The sequence below is a fragment of the Rothia dentocariosa ATCC 17931 genome (genome assembly GCF_000164695.2).
Classification (GTDB): domain Bacteria; phylum Actinomycetota; class Actinomycetes; order Actinomycetales; family Micrococcaceae; genus Rothia; species Rothia dentocariosa.
Map to the genome: position 1 here is coordinate 250243 of NC_014643.1, position 16987 is coordinate 267229.

At 57.9% G+C, this 16987-nt stretch carries 14 protein-coding genes and 2 pseudogenes; 3 read left to right on the top strand and 13 right to left on the bottom strand.

The window, feature by feature from the left end; genetic code table 11:
* The first annotated feature begins 10 nt into the window (after positions 1–10).
* Both HMPREF0733_RS01095 and HMPREF0733_RS01100 read left to right on the top strand, forming a co-directional pair.
* Entirely contained in the window at positions 11–727 is a 717-nt protein-coding gene (locus HMPREF0733_RS01095; protein WP_013397569.1) for a hypothetical protein, read from the top strand.
* Positions 728–738: 11 nt separating this feature from the next.
* A complete protein-coding gene (locus tag HMPREF0733_RS01100; protein ID WP_013397570.1) occupies positions 739–1461 on the top strand; it encodes a hypothetical protein in 723 nt (240 codons plus the stop codon).
* 492 nt (positions 1462–1953) lie between these two features.
* Here HMPREF0733_RS01100 and guaA read toward each other — a convergent pair whose 3' ends face one another.
* From guaA to HMPREF0733_RS01145, 9 genes and pseudogenes are all read right to left on the bottom strand, one after another.
* The gene (gene guaA / locus HMPREF0733_RS01105; protein WP_013397572.1) at positions 1954–3546 is read right to left on the bottom strand and encodes a glutamine-hydrolyzing GMP synthase; all 1593 of its coding nucleotides are present in this window, start codon (positions 3544–3546) and stop codon (positions 1954–1956) included.
* Positions 3547–3686: 140 nt separating this feature from the next.
* Positions 3687–4271 carry a DUF3817 domain-containing protein gene (locus HMPREF0733_RS01110; protein ID WP_004005221.1) on the bottom strand — a complete coding sequence of 195 codons (585 nt, stop codon included), beginning with the start codon at positions 4269–4271 and terminating at the stop codon, positions 3687–3689.
* 38 nt (positions 4272–4309) lie between these two features.
* On the bottom strand, positions 4310–5332 hold the full coding sequence (locus HMPREF0733_RS01115) for an SURF1 family protein (protein ID WP_013397573.1): 1023 nt from the start codon (positions 5330–5332) through the stop codon (positions 4310–4312).
* 185 nt (positions 5333–5517) lie between these two features.
* Entirely contained in the window at positions 5518–5877 is a 360-nt protein-coding gene (locus tag HMPREF0733_RS01120) for a DUF5655 domain-containing protein (RefSeq protein WP_013397574.1), read from the bottom strand.
* A gap of 114 nt (positions 5878–5991) precedes the next feature.
* Positions 5992–6678, bottom strand: a complete 687-nt coding sequence (locus HMPREF0733_RS01125) for a DUF305 domain-containing protein (RefSeq protein WP_041321524.1) — start codon at positions 6676–6678, stop codon at positions 5992–5994.
* Between the two features lie 48 nt (positions 6679–6726).
* Positions 6727–8961, bottom strand: a complete 2235-nt coding sequence (locus tag HMPREF0733_RS01130; RefSeq protein ID WP_041321525.1) for a copper-translocating P-type ATPase — start codon at positions 8959–8961, stop codon at positions 6727–6729.
* Positions 8962–9012: 51 nt separating this feature from the next.
* The gene (locus HMPREF0733_RS01135) at positions 9013–9339 is read right to left on the bottom strand and encodes a heavy-metal-associated domain-containing protein (RefSeq protein ID WP_041321526.1); all 327 of its coding nucleotides are present in this window, start codon (positions 9337–9339) and stop codon (positions 9013–9015) included.
* Between the two features lie 114 nt (positions 9340–9453).
* A pseudogene (locus tag HMPREF0733_RS01140) lies at positions 9454–10578 on the bottom strand (sensor histidine kinase).
* Positions 10575–10844, bottom strand: a pseudogene (locus HMPREF0733_RS01145) (winged helix-turn-helix domain-containing protein); the annotation flags it as partial. The pseudogenes HMPREF0733_RS01145 and HMPREF0733_RS01140, both read right to left, overlap by 4 nt.
* 6 nt (positions 10845–10850) lie before the next feature.
* On the opposite strand from HMPREF0733_RS01145, the gene HMPREF0733_RS11210 reads away from it, so the two are divergent.
* Entirely contained in the window at positions 10851–11549 is a 699-nt protein-coding gene (locus HMPREF0733_RS11210) for a hypothetical protein (RefSeq protein ID WP_168160868.1), read from the top strand.
* A 184-nt stretch (positions 11550–11733) separates the two neighbouring features.
* Here the strand turns inward: HMPREF0733_RS11210 and HMPREF0733_RS01155 are convergent, their stop codons facing one another.
* From HMPREF0733_RS01155 to groES, 4 genes are all read right to left on the bottom strand, one after another.
* On the bottom strand, positions 11734–12864 hold the full coding sequence (locus tag HMPREF0733_RS01155; protein WP_013397582.1) for a GuaB3 family IMP dehydrogenase-related protein: 1131 nt from the start codon (positions 12862–12864) through the stop codon (positions 11734–11736).
* A gap of 201 nt (positions 12865–13065) precedes the next feature.
* Entirely contained in the window at positions 13066–14583 is a 1518-nt protein-coding gene (gene guaB / locus HMPREF0733_RS01160) for an IMP dehydrogenase (protein ID WP_013397583.1), read from the bottom strand.
* 269 nt (positions 14584–14852) lie between these two features.
* Positions 14853–16442 carry a chaperonin GroEL gene (groL, locus tag HMPREF0733_RS01165; protein ID WP_013397584.1) on the bottom strand — a complete coding sequence of 530 codons (1590 nt, stop codon included), beginning with the start codon at positions 16440–16442 and terminating at the stop codon, positions 14853–14855.
* Between the two features lie 129 nt (positions 16443–16571).
* Positions 16572–16865 (bottom strand): co-chaperone GroES, encoded by a 294-nt coding sequence (groES, locus tag HMPREF0733_RS01170; protein ID WP_037231120.1) that lies wholly within the window; start codon positions 16863–16865, stop codon positions 16572–16574.
* Positions 16866–16987 lie beyond the last annotated feature (122 nt).

Sequence of the window (16987 nt, forward strand, 5' to 3'; positions counted from 1 at the left end):
GGTGAGCGCCATGAGCACCGATAAGAATTTTCCGATAGTTAATGATGAGTTTGCTATAGGCCAGGCTCAAAACGTTCATGAAATAGAGAAAGAATCTGAGGCAGATTCGACTGAGAAGCGGAACTTGCTTCTTTCTAGCTTTATAACTGTGCAGATTATTAGGCTAATTCTCGAAACCATGATTCTCCAGAGTGTGGTATTTTCCCTCCTTGCCAGTGATTTTGATGATTTTGAAGGATTTCTTCTTCTACTCATCCTTTTTTCGCCCTTTATCGTTTATATTCTGCTGCAAATTGTGGCATGTATAAAGATGATTCGGGGAACCAAAACCGCATGGTTTTTAGGGACGAACATCTATAGTTTGCTCGTTGTTGCGCCTATTGCTGCTTTTTATACATGGTTCGTGATTGAGATGTCGGCTCCAAATGTAACAAGTGCCGATATTCAACCATTACGGTGGTTGCTAGGCGCCTGCGCTCTTGAGGCGATTATAAGCGTTTTCACTATTATTGCAGTGATTATATATAACTGGAAAAAGAAAAAACTATCCTCTCATAATAAAAATATGGATACTGATAAACGCCCAACGCCAGATAATACTTTATCCGGTTTCAAGAATGCAATATACGAAACGGATGATTTAAAAACCCTGAAGAAGCACCATGAAGATCCGATTGTAGAAATTCCTTGGCAGCGCGTTAATGTTAGGTCGCAGAAGAAAGATTAGGGTGAACAGCAATGAGCACCGATAAGAATTTTTCAGCCACTGATAATAATGATCCGCAGCCTCCCGTGGAAAAGCAAAGTGCATCGGGCAATAATCCGGAGAATGCCCATCAAGATCCCAAATATACACAGCTATACGGCTTAGAAGGTATTGAGGGTAAGATGTCCTTGGAGCCTCAGGCTGGCTCGGAACCTCAGGGGACCAAGAAAAAGGAAGAATCTCATGAGCGCGTACCAAAACAGTTCGATATAGACCCCAACACCCGCAAAAGTCTTCTCATAGCACAGGCTATCAGGAATGTTCTGATTATTATTCCTGTACTTGTCCTATTGTTTATTTTTATCCAAGCAGCCATTTATATTATGGTGTCTGAACGCGATGAATTTAGCGATCTTATATTTGCCATTGTAGCTATTGCTACCGTTGTTGCACTGCCCTACATGATCCACATTTTCTTGCAGGTTGTCGCGTTTATGCGGTTTAGGAGATCAGTCAAGTTTCGGTGGATACGAGGCGCCAATATTTACGGCCTTATTGTTGCCCCAATCTCCGAGGTTACCTATGTGCCGTTTATGCTAGAGCGGATTCTTGATCCATCTTCATCTGCCGAGAGCTCTTTTACAATAGTGGGGGTTATAGTAGCCCTTTACGAGGTTATTTTGGGCATCTTAATGATTGTTGTCACGACAAATAGTATTAAGAAGACCACCCAGCTTTCAGGACAAAAACACTGAGGGTTAATCATTAGAGGCAACCCCTAGATTACAGTAAAAACACTGGCTCTTACCTCTGCTGGTTCGTGACTCTTGTCTACAACGCTGTCCCCAGTTCTCATAGTGGCTAAACCGATTTATCAGTTATTTGTACTGCTTTTCTCATTATGCTGATAACACTTATTCTAAGTTTTATTCACTTTGTGGGTTTGAGCTCCAATAAAAACACAAGCAGAACAATATCAAGAACACCAGCAAGATTTTCTGAAAACCAAGCCTGCACCTTTTATCGAGTACGATCCAGACTTTCACATTCCCATCATGGGCGTCCGAAACCATACTCTGCTACAGAAGGACTTGATGAAATGTTCCGTTTCGAGAGGACCATGGCGCAGCTTCTATACCTTTATGACCACAGCAAAGCCGCCCGGTGCATCCTGAAAGCTCAGAACACACCGGGCGGCTTACCTACTCAAAACTGGGTTGAATCCTAGGGGCTACTCCCCTAGTGCGTTACTCCCACTCAATGGTTCCCGGGGGTTTAGAGGTTACATCCAGCACCACGCGGTTCACGTCTTTGACTTCGTTCGTAATCCGGTTCGAGATTTTTGCCAGCAGATCATAGGGCAGACGCGACCAGTCGGCGGTCATCGCATCCTCCGAAGAAACCGGGCGCAGCACAATCGGATGCCCATAAGTGCGGCCATCGCCCTGCACACCCACCGAACGCACACCGGAGAGAAGAACCACGGGGCACTGCCAAATATGCTCGTCCTGACCGGCTGCGGTCAGCTCTTCACGCACAATCGCATCCGCCGCGCGCAGGGTCTCAAGGTTCTCGCGGGTCACCTCACCCACAATACGAATACCCAGACCGGGGCCGGGGAACGGCTGGCGCGCCACGATCTTCTCGGGAACACCCAGCTGACGGCCAATCGCGCGAACCTCATCCTTAAACAGGGTACGCAGCGGCTCGACCAGCTCAAACGCCAAATCCTCAGGCAAACCACCCACATTGTGATGCGACTTAATATTCGCCGCACCCTCGCCGCCGCCGGATTCAACCACATCCGGGTACAGGGTACCCTGCACCAGGAACTTGATCTGTGCGCCCTCTTCGCCCGCTTCCTCAATGAGCTTGCGCTCGGCCTGCTCAAAGGAGCGGATGAACTCGCGGCCAATAATCTTACGCTTCTGCTCAGGGTCGCTCACGCCAGCCAGTGCAGTGAGGAAACGCTCTGATTCGTCAATGGTAATTACGCGAATACCCATTGACGCGGCGTAGTCTTGCTCAACCTGTTCACGCTCGCCCGCGCGCAGCAGCCCGTGGTCGATAAAGAAGCAGGTCAGCTGATCGCCTACAGCCTTATGCACGAGGGCTGCGGCAACAGAAGAATCCACGCCGCCAGAGAGCGCACAAATCACGCGGTCTTCGCCAACCTGCTCACGAATCTTTGCAACCTGTTCCTCAATAATATTGTCGGTTGACCAGGTGGGTTTAAGTCCGGCAATGTTGTAGAGGAAGTTCTCAAGCGCAACCTGACCGTAGTCGGAGTGCTTCACCTCGGGATGCCACTGCACGCCGCCCAGCTTGCGGTGCTCATCCACGAACGCCGCCACGGACGCACCCGGGGTCTGCGCCAGAACCTCAAACCCGGCGGGGGCTTCGGTCACGGAATCGCCGTGCGACATCCACACGTTTTGCGTCTGCGGGGTTCCAGTGAGGAACGAAGACTCAACTGCACACAGGGTCGCATCGGTTGCGCCGTATTCGCGGGAACCGGTCTGCGCCACGGTACCGCCCAAGGTTTGCGCCATCACCTGAAAACCGTAGCAGATACCGAAGACCGGCACGCCAGCCTCAAATAGTGCCCTATCGCCACGGGGGGCGCCATCGGCATACACCGATGAAGGCCCGCCCGAAAGCACAATCGCGGCGGGGTTTTTAGCGAGCATCTTTTCGGTGCTCATAGAGTGGGGAACGATTTCAGAGTAGATACCCGCCTCACGCACACGACGAGCGATAAGCTGCGCATACTGGGCACCGTAATCTACCACCAGAACCGGACGCTCTTCAAGCTGATCCGGGTGTACAGAGTCGGTCACGGATTTTCCTCACGTGTCAGGTTTGAAATTCCGCGCGAGCGCGCGAAGTCTTGTATTTCTATTCTACGGGAGAGACAAAAGTTTTATGCGGCACCCATTCAGGGGTACTCGCCGTTGGGTTTTCGCTGATGCTGGGGGGGCTAGTATCGTTTGGTTGCCTGCGGGTTTGCTTCAAGCTGCGCCAGGGTTTCTGCGTGGATGCGTTTCTCAACAATGAATGAGAGGAATGGCACCACGCCGCCGAGCGCCATGACGATGAGCTGGGCGATGCCCCAGCGCATGAGCAGCCAAATACGGATGCAGGAGAACAGGTAAATGATGTAGAACCAGCCGTGAATGATAAGCACCCATGTGGAGATGTTTACTCCGCCGGTGAGGTTGCCGGTTTCGCGGTTAAGGACGCCGAACGATACATCGGAACCGGTTGCGGCGTCTTTTGCACCCGCCACCAGGTCATAACCCATCCCGTGATGAGTGATCATCTCAACCACCAGCAGCAACAGGAAGGTACCGGATATCCATGCGCACCATTTATAGAAGGTTAGCGCGGAACGAATCTGCGTTTCGGTACCGCCAAATTTTTTGCGCACCGTAAATCCACCCTGGGGCGCGTGTTCTGCCCCGTCTGCTGATGCTTTTGAGGCATTCTGCGATAGGGTGACTTTGCGCCCGTCGGTACGTTCTACCGGGGTAATTTTTGTGTTCTTCTCGGAGTTCTCTGACATGCTGTGCCTCTCGTGTGTGCTGATGAGTTTAGCTGGCGTTAGTCTTTTGTATCTGCAGGTTTCTGGGGATTACCACTCTCCGGTGCGTTGCGTGGTGTATCTTCCATACGCACGGATGCTTCTTCGGGAGCTTCATCAAAGAAATAGTACTGTTCGTCGGCGGGGTCCCAATAGTAGGGGCGTCCGGTGGTCTCGTCCACAAAGTATTCGCCCTCGTACTCGAAATACTGGGTGTATTCGGCAGGTTCGGCGGCACGATGCGCCGCATCCTTAAGCATGCGTCCCCATAGGTAGAGGGCGAACGCCGCGAAAATCAGCCACTCGAGCGAGTAGAAGATGTTGAGCCAGTTGATGTTGGCATCATTGGTCGCCTGGGCTGCGCGAATAGGGCGCAGATTCTCGGACTGTCCAATAATAGTGGCATTTTCTGCGATTGTGTGCTGTTCGGTGAGGGGTATTTTTTGGTCCTCGGGGACTTCGACAGAAAGCGTGAGCACGCCGTCATAGAGGGGTGAATCCCACAGGTTTGTCAGCTGTGCCGGGGATGCGCTTTCCAATACTTTCTCAGCCATGCGCGTGTACGGGGCGGCGCCCTGGGCATTTACTACACGACCGGCAACCTCAACTGTCCCTGTCGGCTCGGCGGGTATGCTCGGCGCGTGATCGTCTTCACCCGCTATCCAGGCTCGTGCCACTGTAATAGCGCGGGGCTTGGTGCTTCCCAAAGCGGCGGCTTTATCGGTTCCTTCGGGAATAAATTCACTCAGAACCCAGTATCCGTGCTGCCCCTCATTCAGGCGGCCTGCTACCAGCATGGAGGATCCTGGAACGTACTTCCCCTTCGCCTGCACTACGGTATCAACCGTCAAGTTCGTCACGGGCTGATGCGCCTGCAGAATCTCGGTATAGGGTCGCACTCGATCTTTCGCAGGATCAGAATGTACCTGCTGTGAGGTGGAGGCGTTAAACTGCCAGCTGGAGAGCGCAACAAACCCCGTCACAAAGACGAGAGCCAGCAAAAGCCCGCCCAACCAGCGGGGAGTAAACGCCAATTTCCACACATATCTAGGGTAGCGCGTTTGCGTGATGTGCCCCTAACGATAAGAAAAATATAACAGGAAGAACTCGTTGGTAGGCAGACAACACTTTCGACGAGATTTCACCACATGCCGTTTAAGAACAGATGATATATCGCATTCATCGTGGACATGTCCCCAGCAGACCGTGGTCTGTATCTCCCCGATGATCACTGGGTGGAGAATTCGAAACCCATGTCGATCAAGGTACGTAGCCATTGGCTCTTCGCCGTCTGCAGTGACTTGACCTCAACGTGATGGTTCCATCGATTAGGGCTGACCTGAGTGACCCTGTGGATATTCTTGTTCTCCTCTTGGCGATCTAGGGTCACGTTGAAGTACAACGTACCATCCTTGGTTTTCTCGTATGCCCACATCCAGAGAAACTTCCGGTTAACAGAGTAGCTGACCTGCGCGCGAAACTCCCTCTTGACTTTACCCAGGCTCATGACATACCCATCGATCGCCTGATAAAAGGAATCAGTCTTCGGCTTGTCCGAGAAATCACTGATCATCTTGTTGCTCGGCATAGTCGTTCCTTTCTGGGGTAACCATCTGAGAGTTTATAGGGTCGTCTGGACGACACGCAGGTATCCCTCTTTTTCAGATTCCTGTCCTCGAGATCAGAAAAAGACGGGGACCTGTCATAGGTCAGTGAGCATCTGCTGCATCTGGGCGATCTCGGCTTCCTGGTCGTTGATAATTTGTTCGGCCAGGGTGATCGCATGGGGATTCTGGCCGTCAGCAACCTCGTCACGGGCCATGTCGACCGCACCTTCGTGGTGGGCGGTCATCTGCTCCAGGTAGAGGCGGGCAGCCTCGGTGCCCTGGGCTTCCTCAAGGGCTGTCATGTCCTCCTGGCTCATCATCCCGCTCATGCCACCCATCTCGCCGTGATCCATTCCACCCATCTCGTCCATGGTCCCCATGCCCCCAGAGTCGGTGACCGGCTGCTGGCCCCAGGCCTCGAGCATGGCGTTCATCCGGTCAATCTCCGGTCCCTGGGCGTCAATAACCCCCTGGGCAAACTCCACGACCTGGGCGGGGATACCCTCCTTGGCCAGGAGCATCTCACTCATCTCCACGGCCTGCTGGTGATGGGGGATCATCATCTGGGCAAACATGATGTCCGCGTCGTTGTAATCGGCGGAGATCTCCCCGTCCGCCTCAGTCGTCGCCGTGGTGGTCTCGGTCGTCTCAGCGGTAGTCGTCGCAGTGCTGGTGGCCGAGGTGGTGGCGTCGGTGTTGCCTGACTCGGTGGCCTTACCGCAGGCAGCCAGCGCCAGGGTGGAGGCCACGGCGAGAGCGGAAAGAACAAGGGTGCGCTTCATGGTGGAGCCTTTCAGGGTCATATGGGGGCAGTGGAGAGAAGTGGTGGATCAGTGGACGGCGGTGGATGCCGGAGTAGGCGTGGTGTGTTCCTCCTTCGGACTGGTGGGAGCCAGGTGGGCCGGGTCCAGATCAATCCGGCGCAGCAGCTGAGCGTTAAGCGCCACCACAATCGTCGACAGCGACATCAACACCGCAGCAGCAGCCGGGGGAAGCAGAATGCCGCTAGAGGCGAGCACGCCGGCGGCCAGGGGCACGGCCAAGATGTTGTAACCGGACGCCCAGATGAGGTTCTGGATCATCTTGCGGTAGCTGGCCTGCGAGAGCTCAATCATCGACAACATTGCCCGGGGATCGTCACTGGCCAGGACCACTCCGGCGGATTCCATCGCCACATCCGTGCCGGCCCCGATGGCGATGCCGACCTCGGCGCGGGCCAGGGCCGGGGCGTCGTTGACACCGTCGCCGACCATGGCCACGCTCAGGCCACGCTCCTGTAACTGGGTGACCTTGGTGTCCTTGTCCTGGGGCAGGACCTCGGCGAAGACCTCATCGATCCCCAGGTCCTGGCCAACCGCCTGGGCCACCTGCTGCGCGTCACCGGTGATCATCGCGACCTTCACCCCGCGGTCCTGCAGGGCTTTCACGGCGGCGCGGGATTCGGGGCGGATCTTGTCCTCGACGGCCACCGCACCGATGATCTGACCGTCGCGGACAATATGGAGCACACCGGCCCCACGCCCGGTCCAGGCGCTGGTGGTGTCGGTGAGCTCGGCCGGGGTGGTGAGGTTGAACTCGCGCAGCATGTTCGGCCCGCCCACGAGGATCTCAGCGCCATCGACAGTGGCCCGGACCCCCCGGCCGGAGGCGGCGCTGAAACCAGTTGCACGGATTTGCCGACGGGAGGCCTCGGGATGGGCGGCCGCGGCCGCCACGATGGCGCGGGCCACGGGGTGCTCGCTGTCGGCCTCCGCGGCGGCGGCCAGGGCCAGCAGCTCGCCCTCGGTGACGCCGACAGCTGCCGCGACACCGGTGACCGCGTGCGCACCCTCGGTCAGGGTGCCGGTTTTATCGAAGAGCACCACGTCGATGGTGCGCATCCGCTCGAGCGCCATCCGGTCCTTGATGAGCACCCCGGATTTCGCGGCCCGCTCGGTGGAGATCGCAATGACCAGCGGAATCGCCAGGCCCAGGGCGTGCGGACAGGCGATGACCAGCACCGTGACCGTGCGCACCACGGCATCGTCCGGGCTGCCGATGATAGTCCACACCACCGCGGTGATCAGAGCAGAGATCAGCGCGAACCAGAACAACAACGCCGCCGCCCGATCCGCCAGGGCCTGGGCCCGGGAGGAGGACTCCTGTGCGTCGGCAACCATGCGTTGGATCCCGGCCAGGGCGGTGTCCCCGCCGGTAGCCTCCACCCGGACGCGGACGGTGTTGTCGGTGGCCACGGTACCGGCGACCACCTTGTCACCGGTGTCGCGGAAGACGGGACGGGATTCGCCGGTGATCATCGCCTCATCGAATTCGGCGGCTCCGTCGAGGATGGTTCCGTCGGCCGGCACCCGGGCACCGGCCCTCACCAGCACGACGTCGTCGACGACCAGCTCGGAGGTGGCCACGGTGCGGGTGGTCCCGTCGATGACTTTCTCGGCCTCATCCGGCAGCAGGGCAGCCAGCGCGTCAAGCGCGGAGGACGCACCCCCGAGAGCGCGCATCTCCAGCCAGTGGCCCAGCAGCATGATGGTCACCAGCAGGGCCAGCTCCCACCAGAAGTCCAGGTCAAAACCGCCCAGCCCCAGAGTGGTGACCCAGGAGGCGACAAACGCCACGGTGATGGCCATGGCAATCAGGAGCATCATCCCGGGTTGGCGGGATTTCAGTTCCTTCCATCCGCCCTTGAGGAAAGGCGTTCCGCCGTAGACGAAGATGATCGTGTCCAGTACCGGGGGGACCCAGGTGGATCCGGGGAATGCCGGGAGGTGGTAGCCGAGCAGGTGGGCGACCATGGGGCTGAAAATAACGACGGGAATGGACAGAATCAGCGACCACCAGAAGCGGTCCCGAAACATTGCGGTGCTGTGCCCGGCGTGTTCGCCGTGACCATGAACCTGGTGGTCTTCGTCCAGGACGGAGTGCGGGTGACCGTGGGGCATCGCCTGGCCGTGGGTGTCGGCATCTGCGTGGTGTTCGTGGCTGGCATGAGCCGGGTGGTGGGTGTGGTCTGTTTCCGGAGCGGGGTGATCACCATGGTGATCGCCGGAATGGTGGGGAGTGCTCATGACGTTCCTTTCGCTCAACCCGGTCGGGGTCGAGATGATGGGTAAAATCGATCAGGATAAGACGGTGTAGCCGGTCGCCTCGATAGCCCGGCGAACCATCTCCGGAGGTACGACACCGGTGACCGTGACGGTGGAAACACCACCAGCAGCGAGATCAACCTGGACGTCGTCGACCTGGGGGAGGGCCTGAAGGGCCTGGGTCACGCTTTTCGCGCAGTGCCCGCAGGTCAGGCCGGTGACCTGGTAGCTAGGGGAGGACCCTCCTGCTGACGAGTCGCTGGCGGCAGGGATGGAGGCGGTGTCGGCACGTGAGGCAGGTCCGCAACAGCTGCAGTCGTGGGAGGTCATCGGCAAGAGGCGGGGCGGGGAGGTGATCATGGGAAAGCTCCTACGGGTCGGTGGGATGCGGCGATGCTACTCTCCAGCATATACCCCCATGGGGTATATTTTCAAGGGGTGGAGGGCACGGCCCTCACGCGGGGCAGGGTGTGGTCACCGAGCAGCCTCCTCACTGTCGGGAGGGGACAGCGGGAGGCGGAGGGCAAACACCGCTCCGCGACCGGGCCCGGGGGAGGTGGCGGTGAGAGTGCCGCCGTGGGCCTCGATCAATGCCTTGGAGATGATCAGACCGATACCGGCCCCGCCGTTGTCCCGGCTGCGGACGGCATCCCCCCCGGTAGAAGCGTTCGAAGATGTGTCCGAGCTGGCCAGGTGGGATGCCCTCGCCGTCATCGGCGACGTGGATGAGCGCGGTGGACGCCCCCTGTCGGTAGACGCTGATCCGGACCTGCCCGCCGGCCGGGGTGTGCCGTAGCGCGTTCGACAGGAGATTGCTCATCACCTGGCCGAAGCGTTGCCGGTCCACGAGCACCCGGGCGGTGTCCGTAATAGTCTCGACCTGTAAATCGACGCCTTTGTCAGCATAAGCCCCCCGGCAGCAGCGGCGGTATGGAGCAGATCCCCGAACCCTTCCTCCGCCAGGTCCAAATCGATCCGGTGTTCCTGGGCCCGGGAGACATCGTCGATGTCTTCCATCAACCGGGTCAGGCGGGCGAGTTGGTCAGCCATGATCGTGTGGGTGGCATTATTCCAGTCCACGACCCCGTCCTGGAGACCATCGAGGTAGACCGTGAGCACCGATAAGGGGGTGCCCATTTCGTGGGCCAGATTAGAGAGCATCTGGCGGCGGACCTGTTCGGTGTGTTCCAGCCGGTCGGCCATAGTGTTGAAGGCATGCGCCAGGGTGGTGACCTCGGGGCCTGCTTCTCCGGCGGGCACGCGGATACGGTAGTTGCCGACCGTCAGGCTGGTAGCGGCGCGGGTGAGATCCTGCAGGGGGGTGCGCAGGCGACGCGATAACCACAGGCTGGCCAGCAGGGCGCTGATCAAGGCGGTGGGCAGGGCGACGGCCAGGGTGATCAGGTTGGCGTCCCGGTAGGCCTGCTCGGCATGGAACAGCTCCAGCGAGGGGTCCTCCCGGCCGGTCATCAACATATGATCATGGAACAGGGTCGGGCCCACCATCGTGGCCACGGCCGCGGCCATCAGCAGGCTAATCACCACGACCAACACCTGGGCGGCCAGGAAGCGGAAGGTCAGGCCGGGTCCGTGATTCATGGCTGCCCCACCCGGTAGCCCACGCCACGCACGGTGTCGATAAACCCCCGGCCCCGGGTGTCGGTGCCGAGCTTGCGACGCAAGTTGCCGATGTGGACATCGACGATGCGTTCATCACCGACCCAGGTGGTGTCCCAGACCTCGGTGACCAGGTCGTGGCGGGTCAGCACCTGGCCGGGGCGCAGGGCGAGGGCAACCAGCAGCTCGAACTCCGTGCGGGTGAGCTCCACGGTCGTCTCCCCCACCCGCACCTGATGGGCGACGGCTCCGTAGTGGCTGTTTCCCGTGATAAAACGTACAAAAACACAAATGTGGACTTCCGCATTGACCCCACCACCGGCGAGTACCAGAGCGCCAGCGTGGACGAATACCCCGGCAAGGAATCCGTGAATATTACTGCAAACACGCTCTCCCGGTTCAAGGCTGAAGATGCAGGTACCGCGCCCGGCGAAACCAAACGGATTATCGACCCTGCGTCCGCGCCTGAACAGACCCGCCTGGTAAGCGATAACACCAGTGAGGCGGCCACTGTTTCCGCCCCGAAGACCGTATATGCGGGGCAGAAGTTCACGATTGGAGGGTCTGACTGGACGTATGGAGAAGACTATCTTCCCTCGGATATTACCGTCACCCTGGATGACGGCAAGTCAAAGGTAAACGGGCAGGGTGAAATGACCTTCAAGCTCTCCGAGGAAGAGACGTCGTTCACCCGTGACATTGAGGTGCCCGCCAACTGGAAACCTGGTGAGGAACACAGCGTGACCATTTCTTCTGGCAAAACCAAAGGAGATAAGCAGCGCTCTCTCACCATAAAGTTCAAGGTCGAAGAGTACAACCCCAAGTACATTGACAGCTGCACCGTACCCACCCAGGATGCTGTGCAAGCCACCGAGGTTCCGTTCGCCGGGTACCCGAAAGTCGTCGGCGAGGTTCCCTCACTCAACCAACAGCCTGCCACCACAAAAGACTAACGGCAGATAACCAGCCCACGCGGTGCGCACAATGCTCCAGCTTGGCGCACAAAAACCGCAACGGCTGCACCTCTAACACTGCGCCCCCACCGGATATTTTCACCGGTGAGGGCGCAATACGTTTTAGCAAAGAGAATGTTCGCTCGGTTCCTGCGCACTCAACGGAACACGAGACTGACCGAGATTATCCCCGATATTCAGGCACGAGTGTCATCTCTGCCTTCTGGAACTTCTTCAAATCCAGGTAGCCGCAGTTCGCCATTGCGCGTTTGAGGGCGCCCACAATATTGCGGGTACCATCCACATGGTGCGAGGGCCCATACAGCACCTCTTCGAGAGTTCCAACCACGCCCAAGGGGGTGCGCACCCCACGCGGGAAGTCCCGCGAATGCGCCTCATTGCCCCAGTACCAGCCCTGGCCCGGCGCCTCAGATGCGCGCGCCAGGGGCGCGCCGATCATCACCGCATCCGCGCCCAGAGCCAGCGCCTTCACCAGATCACCGGAACGGCTGAGCCCGCCGTCGGCAATCACATGAACATATCGTCCGCCGGATTCGTCCAGGTAGTCCGAACGGGCCGCAGCAACATCGGCAATAGCGGTTGCCATCGGTGCGGAAATACCAAGCCCCTTACGGGTGGTCATCGCAGAACCGCCGCCGAACCCAACCAGAACACCGGCGGCACCGGTGCGCATCAGGTGCTTCGCCTGAGTGTACCCTGCCACGCCGCCGACCATAACAGGCACATCCAGCTCGTAAATGAATTTCTTGAGGTTCAGCGGTTCATGCGAGGTCGAAATATGCTCCGCAGAGACCGAAGCACCGCGAATCACGAAAAGATCGGCCCCAGCCTGCACCACCGTTTCGTAATGTTCTTGGGTGTTCTGCGGGGTAAGCGAGCCCGCCACAATAACACCCGAATCACGAATTTCTTCTAGGCGCGCGGTAATCAGCTCGGGCTTAATCGGCTCAGCGTAAATCTGCTGCATGCGCGTGGTAGCAGAGGCAGGATCAGCTTCGGGAAGCTCAGTAATTTCGTCTAGAAGCGGCTGCGGGTCCTCATAGCGAGTCCACAAGCCTTCTAGGTTGAGCACGCCTAAACCACCGAGCTTTCCGAGCGCAATCGCAGTCGCTGGAGACATCACAGAGTCCATCGGTGCGCCCACAATTGGGGTGTCAAATTTGAAGGCGTCAATCTGCCATGACGTATCGACATCGCGACGGTCACGGGTGCGGCGCGTCGGTGCCAGCGCCACATCGTCAAGCGCATAGGTGCGGCGGGCGCTCTTAGAGAGCCCAATCTGAATATCGGACATGTATGTTTCCCTTCGGAAGGTCTCTGACCGGTGTTTCTTGGCGCACGGCTGCCCCGCAAGACTACGCGCCTGATGCAGTATCTACTCTACTCGGCGTATAGCCCGTTCCGCCGCAGATTATTCAGAAATATCACAAAATGCACGACGGAATAGGTTCTCTAATGTTCGAGCCATACACACCGCTAAGCCGGTCAGCGGTGGTTAACGGCGGTAGTTAGGCGCCTCGACAGTCATCGTAATATCGTGCGGATGAGATTCTTTCAGACCCGCCGGGGTGATGCGCACAAACTTACCCTTGGTCTTAAGCTCCTCAATGGTGCGTGAACCCACGTAGAACATGGTCTGGCGCAGACCACCCTCAAGCTGATGCAGCACGGCAGAAAGCGGTCCGCGGAACGGAACCTGCCCCTCAATTCCCTCGGGAATCAGCTTCTCTTCGCTGGAAACATCTGCCTGGAAATAACGGTCTTTCGAGTATGATTTGTGGCGACCGCGGGTCTGCATAGCGCCCAGCGAGCCCATGCCGCGGTAGGCTTTGAACTGCTTACCGTTCATGAAAATCAGATCGCCGGGGGCCTCGGCGGTTCCCGCCAGAAGCGAGCCAAGCATCACGGAATCGGCGCCAGCAACCAGAGCCTTGCCGATCTCGCCGGAGTGCTGCATGCCGCCGTCGGCGATAAGCGGAACACCGGCGGGAATAGCTGCCTTCGCGGATTCGTTAATCGCGGTTACCTGGGGTACGCCCACACCCGCGATAATACGAGTGGTGCAAATTGATCCGGGACCCACGCCGACTTTCACGGCATCTGCGCCCGCATCAATAATGGCCTGAGCGCCTTCACGGGTTGCCGCCTGACCGCCAATCACATCGACATGTGCGGCTGCGGGATCTTTCTTCAGGCGGGAAATCATATCGAGCACGCCTTGGGAATGTCCGTTGGCGGTATCGACGAAGAGCGCATCCACTCCGGCCTCGACCAGGGCCATAGCGCGTTCGTAGCCGTCGCCGAAGAAACCGATAGCAGCGCCAACACGCAGGCGACCATCGTCATCCTTGGTGGCGCGCGGGTACTGTTCGGTCTTCACAAAGTCTTTGAGGGTAATCAGCCCGGCAAGTTTACCGGCCTCGTCAATGAGGGGCAAACGCTCGATTTTATTCTTCGAGAGCAGAGCGAAGGCTTCATCCTTCGTGAGGTTCGGTGAACCGGTAATGAGCGGCATCGGGGTCATAACATCACGCACGAGAGTGCTTTCATAGTCCGAGCGCGAGAGGTAGCGAATATCGCGGTTGGTAATAATACCTTCAAGTTTGCCATCTTCGGTGACCACCGGCAGACCCGAAACCTTGTAATAGCCGCACAGATTATCGTATTCGCCGATAGTTGCGTCAGCACCGATGGTGACGGGATTAATGATCATGCCCGATTCGGAGCGTTTCACGCGATCAACATGTGCTGCCTGATCCTCGATCGAAAGGTTGCGGTGGATCACGCCCATGCCGCCTAGGCGCGCCATCGAAATCGCCATCTGGGAATCAGTCACGGTATCCATCGCAGCGGAAATAATGGGGGTGCCCAGGGTAATACGCTTGGAGAGTCGAGTGCTGGTATCGGCATCGGAGGGAATAACATCGGTGTTGCCGGGTAGAAGCAACACGTCATCATAGGTCAGACCAGTGAAACCGAAGGGATCGTCGGTCAGGGCGGTGGGGACAGTCATGTTTAGCCTTTCAAATGCTGTACCGGATGTATAGATGTTGTGTAGCGAGTGGTGCCACCGGGTGTAAAACGTCGTATCTCTATGGTAAACGCTTACGTCTGCTTCGGGGTACACGGAGCGGTTCGGATGTGTGCCTTTCCTGCAAGGCCGCAGTATCCGGTTCGAGGCTGCGCTTGCGTTTATTTCAGGCCAGTCTGCATCAAGCCCCTACAGATAGTTGTTGCCCGGTTCAACGAGATTTTCTCTCCTCGAACCGGGCAACCCATCAATTATTCGTCTTCGTCCTCTTCTTCGGGCTTGGTAACCACCAGAGTCTCGGTCGTGAGTACCAAAGCCGCGATAGATGATGCATTCTGCAGCGCAGAGCGGGTGACCTTCACGGGGTCAATTACGCCCGCTTCGAACAGATCAACATACTCACCGGTTTTGGCGTTGTAACCGTGACCAACGGGCTGTTCGGCGACCTTTGCCGCCACCACATAGCCGTCGTCGCCAGCGTTTTCGGCAATCCAGCGCAGCGGCTGTACCAGGGCGCGGCGTACAATCTGCACACCTACGTTTGCGTCGTGGCTATCGAGTTCAAAACCGTCGAGCGCCTTGCTGGCGTGGATCAGTGCCGAACCGCCACCGGATACGATGCCTTCTTCAAGAGCCGCGCGGGTAGAAGACACAGCGTCTTCGATGCGGTGCTTACGTTCCTTAGCCTCAACCTCGGTTGCCGCGCCCACCTTGATCACGCCCACGCCACCGGCGAGCTTCGCCAGGCGTTCCTTGAGCTTTTCGCGATCCCACTCGGAATCGACGGCCTCGATCTCTCGGCGCAGCTGCTGCACACGGTCTTCAACCGCTTCCTTGCTGCCACCGCCGTCCACAATCGTGGTGGTGTTCTTGGTGACGGTCACGCGGCGCGCCGAACCGGTTTCTTCGAGAGTTGCCTGAGCCAGGTCAATACCCAGTTCGGGGGTAATCACGATGCTGCCGGTCAGAATGGCGAGATCCTGCATAATAGCCTTGCGGCGATCGCCGAACCCGGGAGCCTTAAGCGCCACAACGTCGAGAGTTCCGCGGAGCTTATTCACCACGAGGGTGGACAGTGCTTCACCATCAACGTCTTCGGCGATAATGGTCAGCGGTTTTTTCGCCTGTACGACCTTCTCCAGCAGAGGCATAATCTCGGCAACAGTGGAGATCTTACCCTGGTAGAGCAGAATGAGGCTATCTTCAAGAACCGCTTCGCCACGCTCGGCATCGGTCACGAACGAAGGCGAAAGGTAGCCCTTGTCGAACTGCATACCCTCGGTAATATCAAGCTCAATCTCAGTGGAGGAGCCGTCCTCGATAGTAATGACGCCGTCCTGACCGACCTTCTCAAAAGCAGATGCCAAAAGCTCGCCGATCTGGTCGGACTGAGCCGAAATAGCGGCAACATGCGCAACTTCCGGGCCCTGTACCTCGCGGGCATCCTGAAGCAGACGCTCGGAGACCTTCTCAACGGCGGCCTCAATGCCACGCTTCACCTCCGCAGGTGCCGCACCGCTTGTTACGTTGCGCAGTCCCTCATTCACGAGTGCCTGCGCCAGCACGGTTGCGGTAGTCGTACCGTCACCGGCAACGTCGTTAGTCTTGGTGGCTACCTCTTTAGCGAGCTGCGCGCCCAAGTTTTCATAGGGGTCTTCAAGCTCAACTTCGCGGGCGATCGAGACACCATCATTCGTGATAACCGGTGCACCCCACTGTTTATCGAGCACAACATTGCGCCCGCGTGGGCCGAGGGTAACCTTGACCGCATCGGCGAGTTTATCGACGCCGGCCTGCAGGGACTTACGGGCGGCATCGTTGAATTCAAGCTGTTTAGCCATGAATATTCGCTACTCCTTGAGGGTTGTGAGCGTTCGATATCGTAGAAGGCGCACGTGCGCCAAATCCAGGTCAGGTATAGCGGATGCGCCGCGCGAGAAACCGGCGGCGCATCCTGCATATATGCGAAATTAGTCGACGATCGCCAGAACGTCACGAGCGGAGAGAATCAGGTATTCCTCGCCCTGGTACTTGACCTCGGTACCGCCATAGCGGGAGAACACGACTACGTCGCCTTCGGCGATATCGACGGGAACGCGGTTGCCCTTATCGTCCACACGACCGGGGCCCACAGCTACTACGCGAGCCTCCTGCGGCTTCTCCTTTGCAGTTTCGGGAATAACCAGACCGGATGCGGTGGTCTGCTCAGCCTGCTCTAGTTTGACAACTACTCGGTCTTCGAGGGGCTTAATAGCCATAGGTATGCTCCTTTTTAGTCAGCGTTTTTAAAAATTTGTGAAGCGGTTTAGCCCTAGTGCCTGGGCGTTTAGCACTGCACCGCTTCGAGTGCTAAATTCAACTTTAGAATCCCGGCGGCACCCGGTCA

Coding starts and splice junctions, on each gene's coding strand:
- HMPREF0733_RS01155 (WP_013397582.1), bottom strand. CDS start 12,864: ATGTCCGATATTCAGATTGGGCTCTCTAAGAGCGCCCGCCGCACCTAT.
- HMPREF0733_RS01100 (WP_013397570.1), top strand. CDS start 739: ATGAGCACCGATAAGAATTTTTCAGCCACTGATAATAATGATCCGCAG.
- HMPREF0733_RS01095 (WP_013397569.1), top strand. CDS start 11: ATGAGCACCGATAAGAATTTTCCGATAGTTAATGATGAGTTTGCTATA.
- HMPREF0733_RS01125 (WP_041321524.1), bottom strand. CDS start 6,678: ATGAAGCGCACCCTTGTTCTTTCCGCTCTCGCCGTGGCCTCCACCCTG.
- HMPREF0733_RS01110 (WP_004005221.1), bottom strand. CDS start 4,271: ATGTCAGAGAACTCCGAGAAGAACACAAAAATTACCCCGGTAGAACGT.
- groL (WP_013397584.1), bottom strand. CDS start 16,442: ATGGCTAAACAGCTTGAATTCAACGATGCCGCCCGTAAGTCCCTGCAG.
- HMPREF0733_RS01120 (WP_013397574.1), bottom strand. CDS start 5,877: ATGCCGAGCAACAAGATGATCAGTGATTTCTCGGACAAGCCGAAGACT.
- HMPREF0733_RS01130 (WP_041321525.1), bottom strand. CDS start 8,961: ATGAGCACTCCCCACCATTCCGGCGATCACCATGGTGATCACCCCGCT.
- guaB (WP_013397583.1), bottom strand. CDS start 14,583: ATGACTGTCCCCACCGCCCTGACCGACGATCCCTTCGGTTTCACTGGT.
- HMPREF0733_RS01135 (WP_041321526.1), bottom strand. CDS start 9,339: ATGATCACCTCCCCGCCCCGCCTCTTGCCGATGACCTCCCACGACTGC.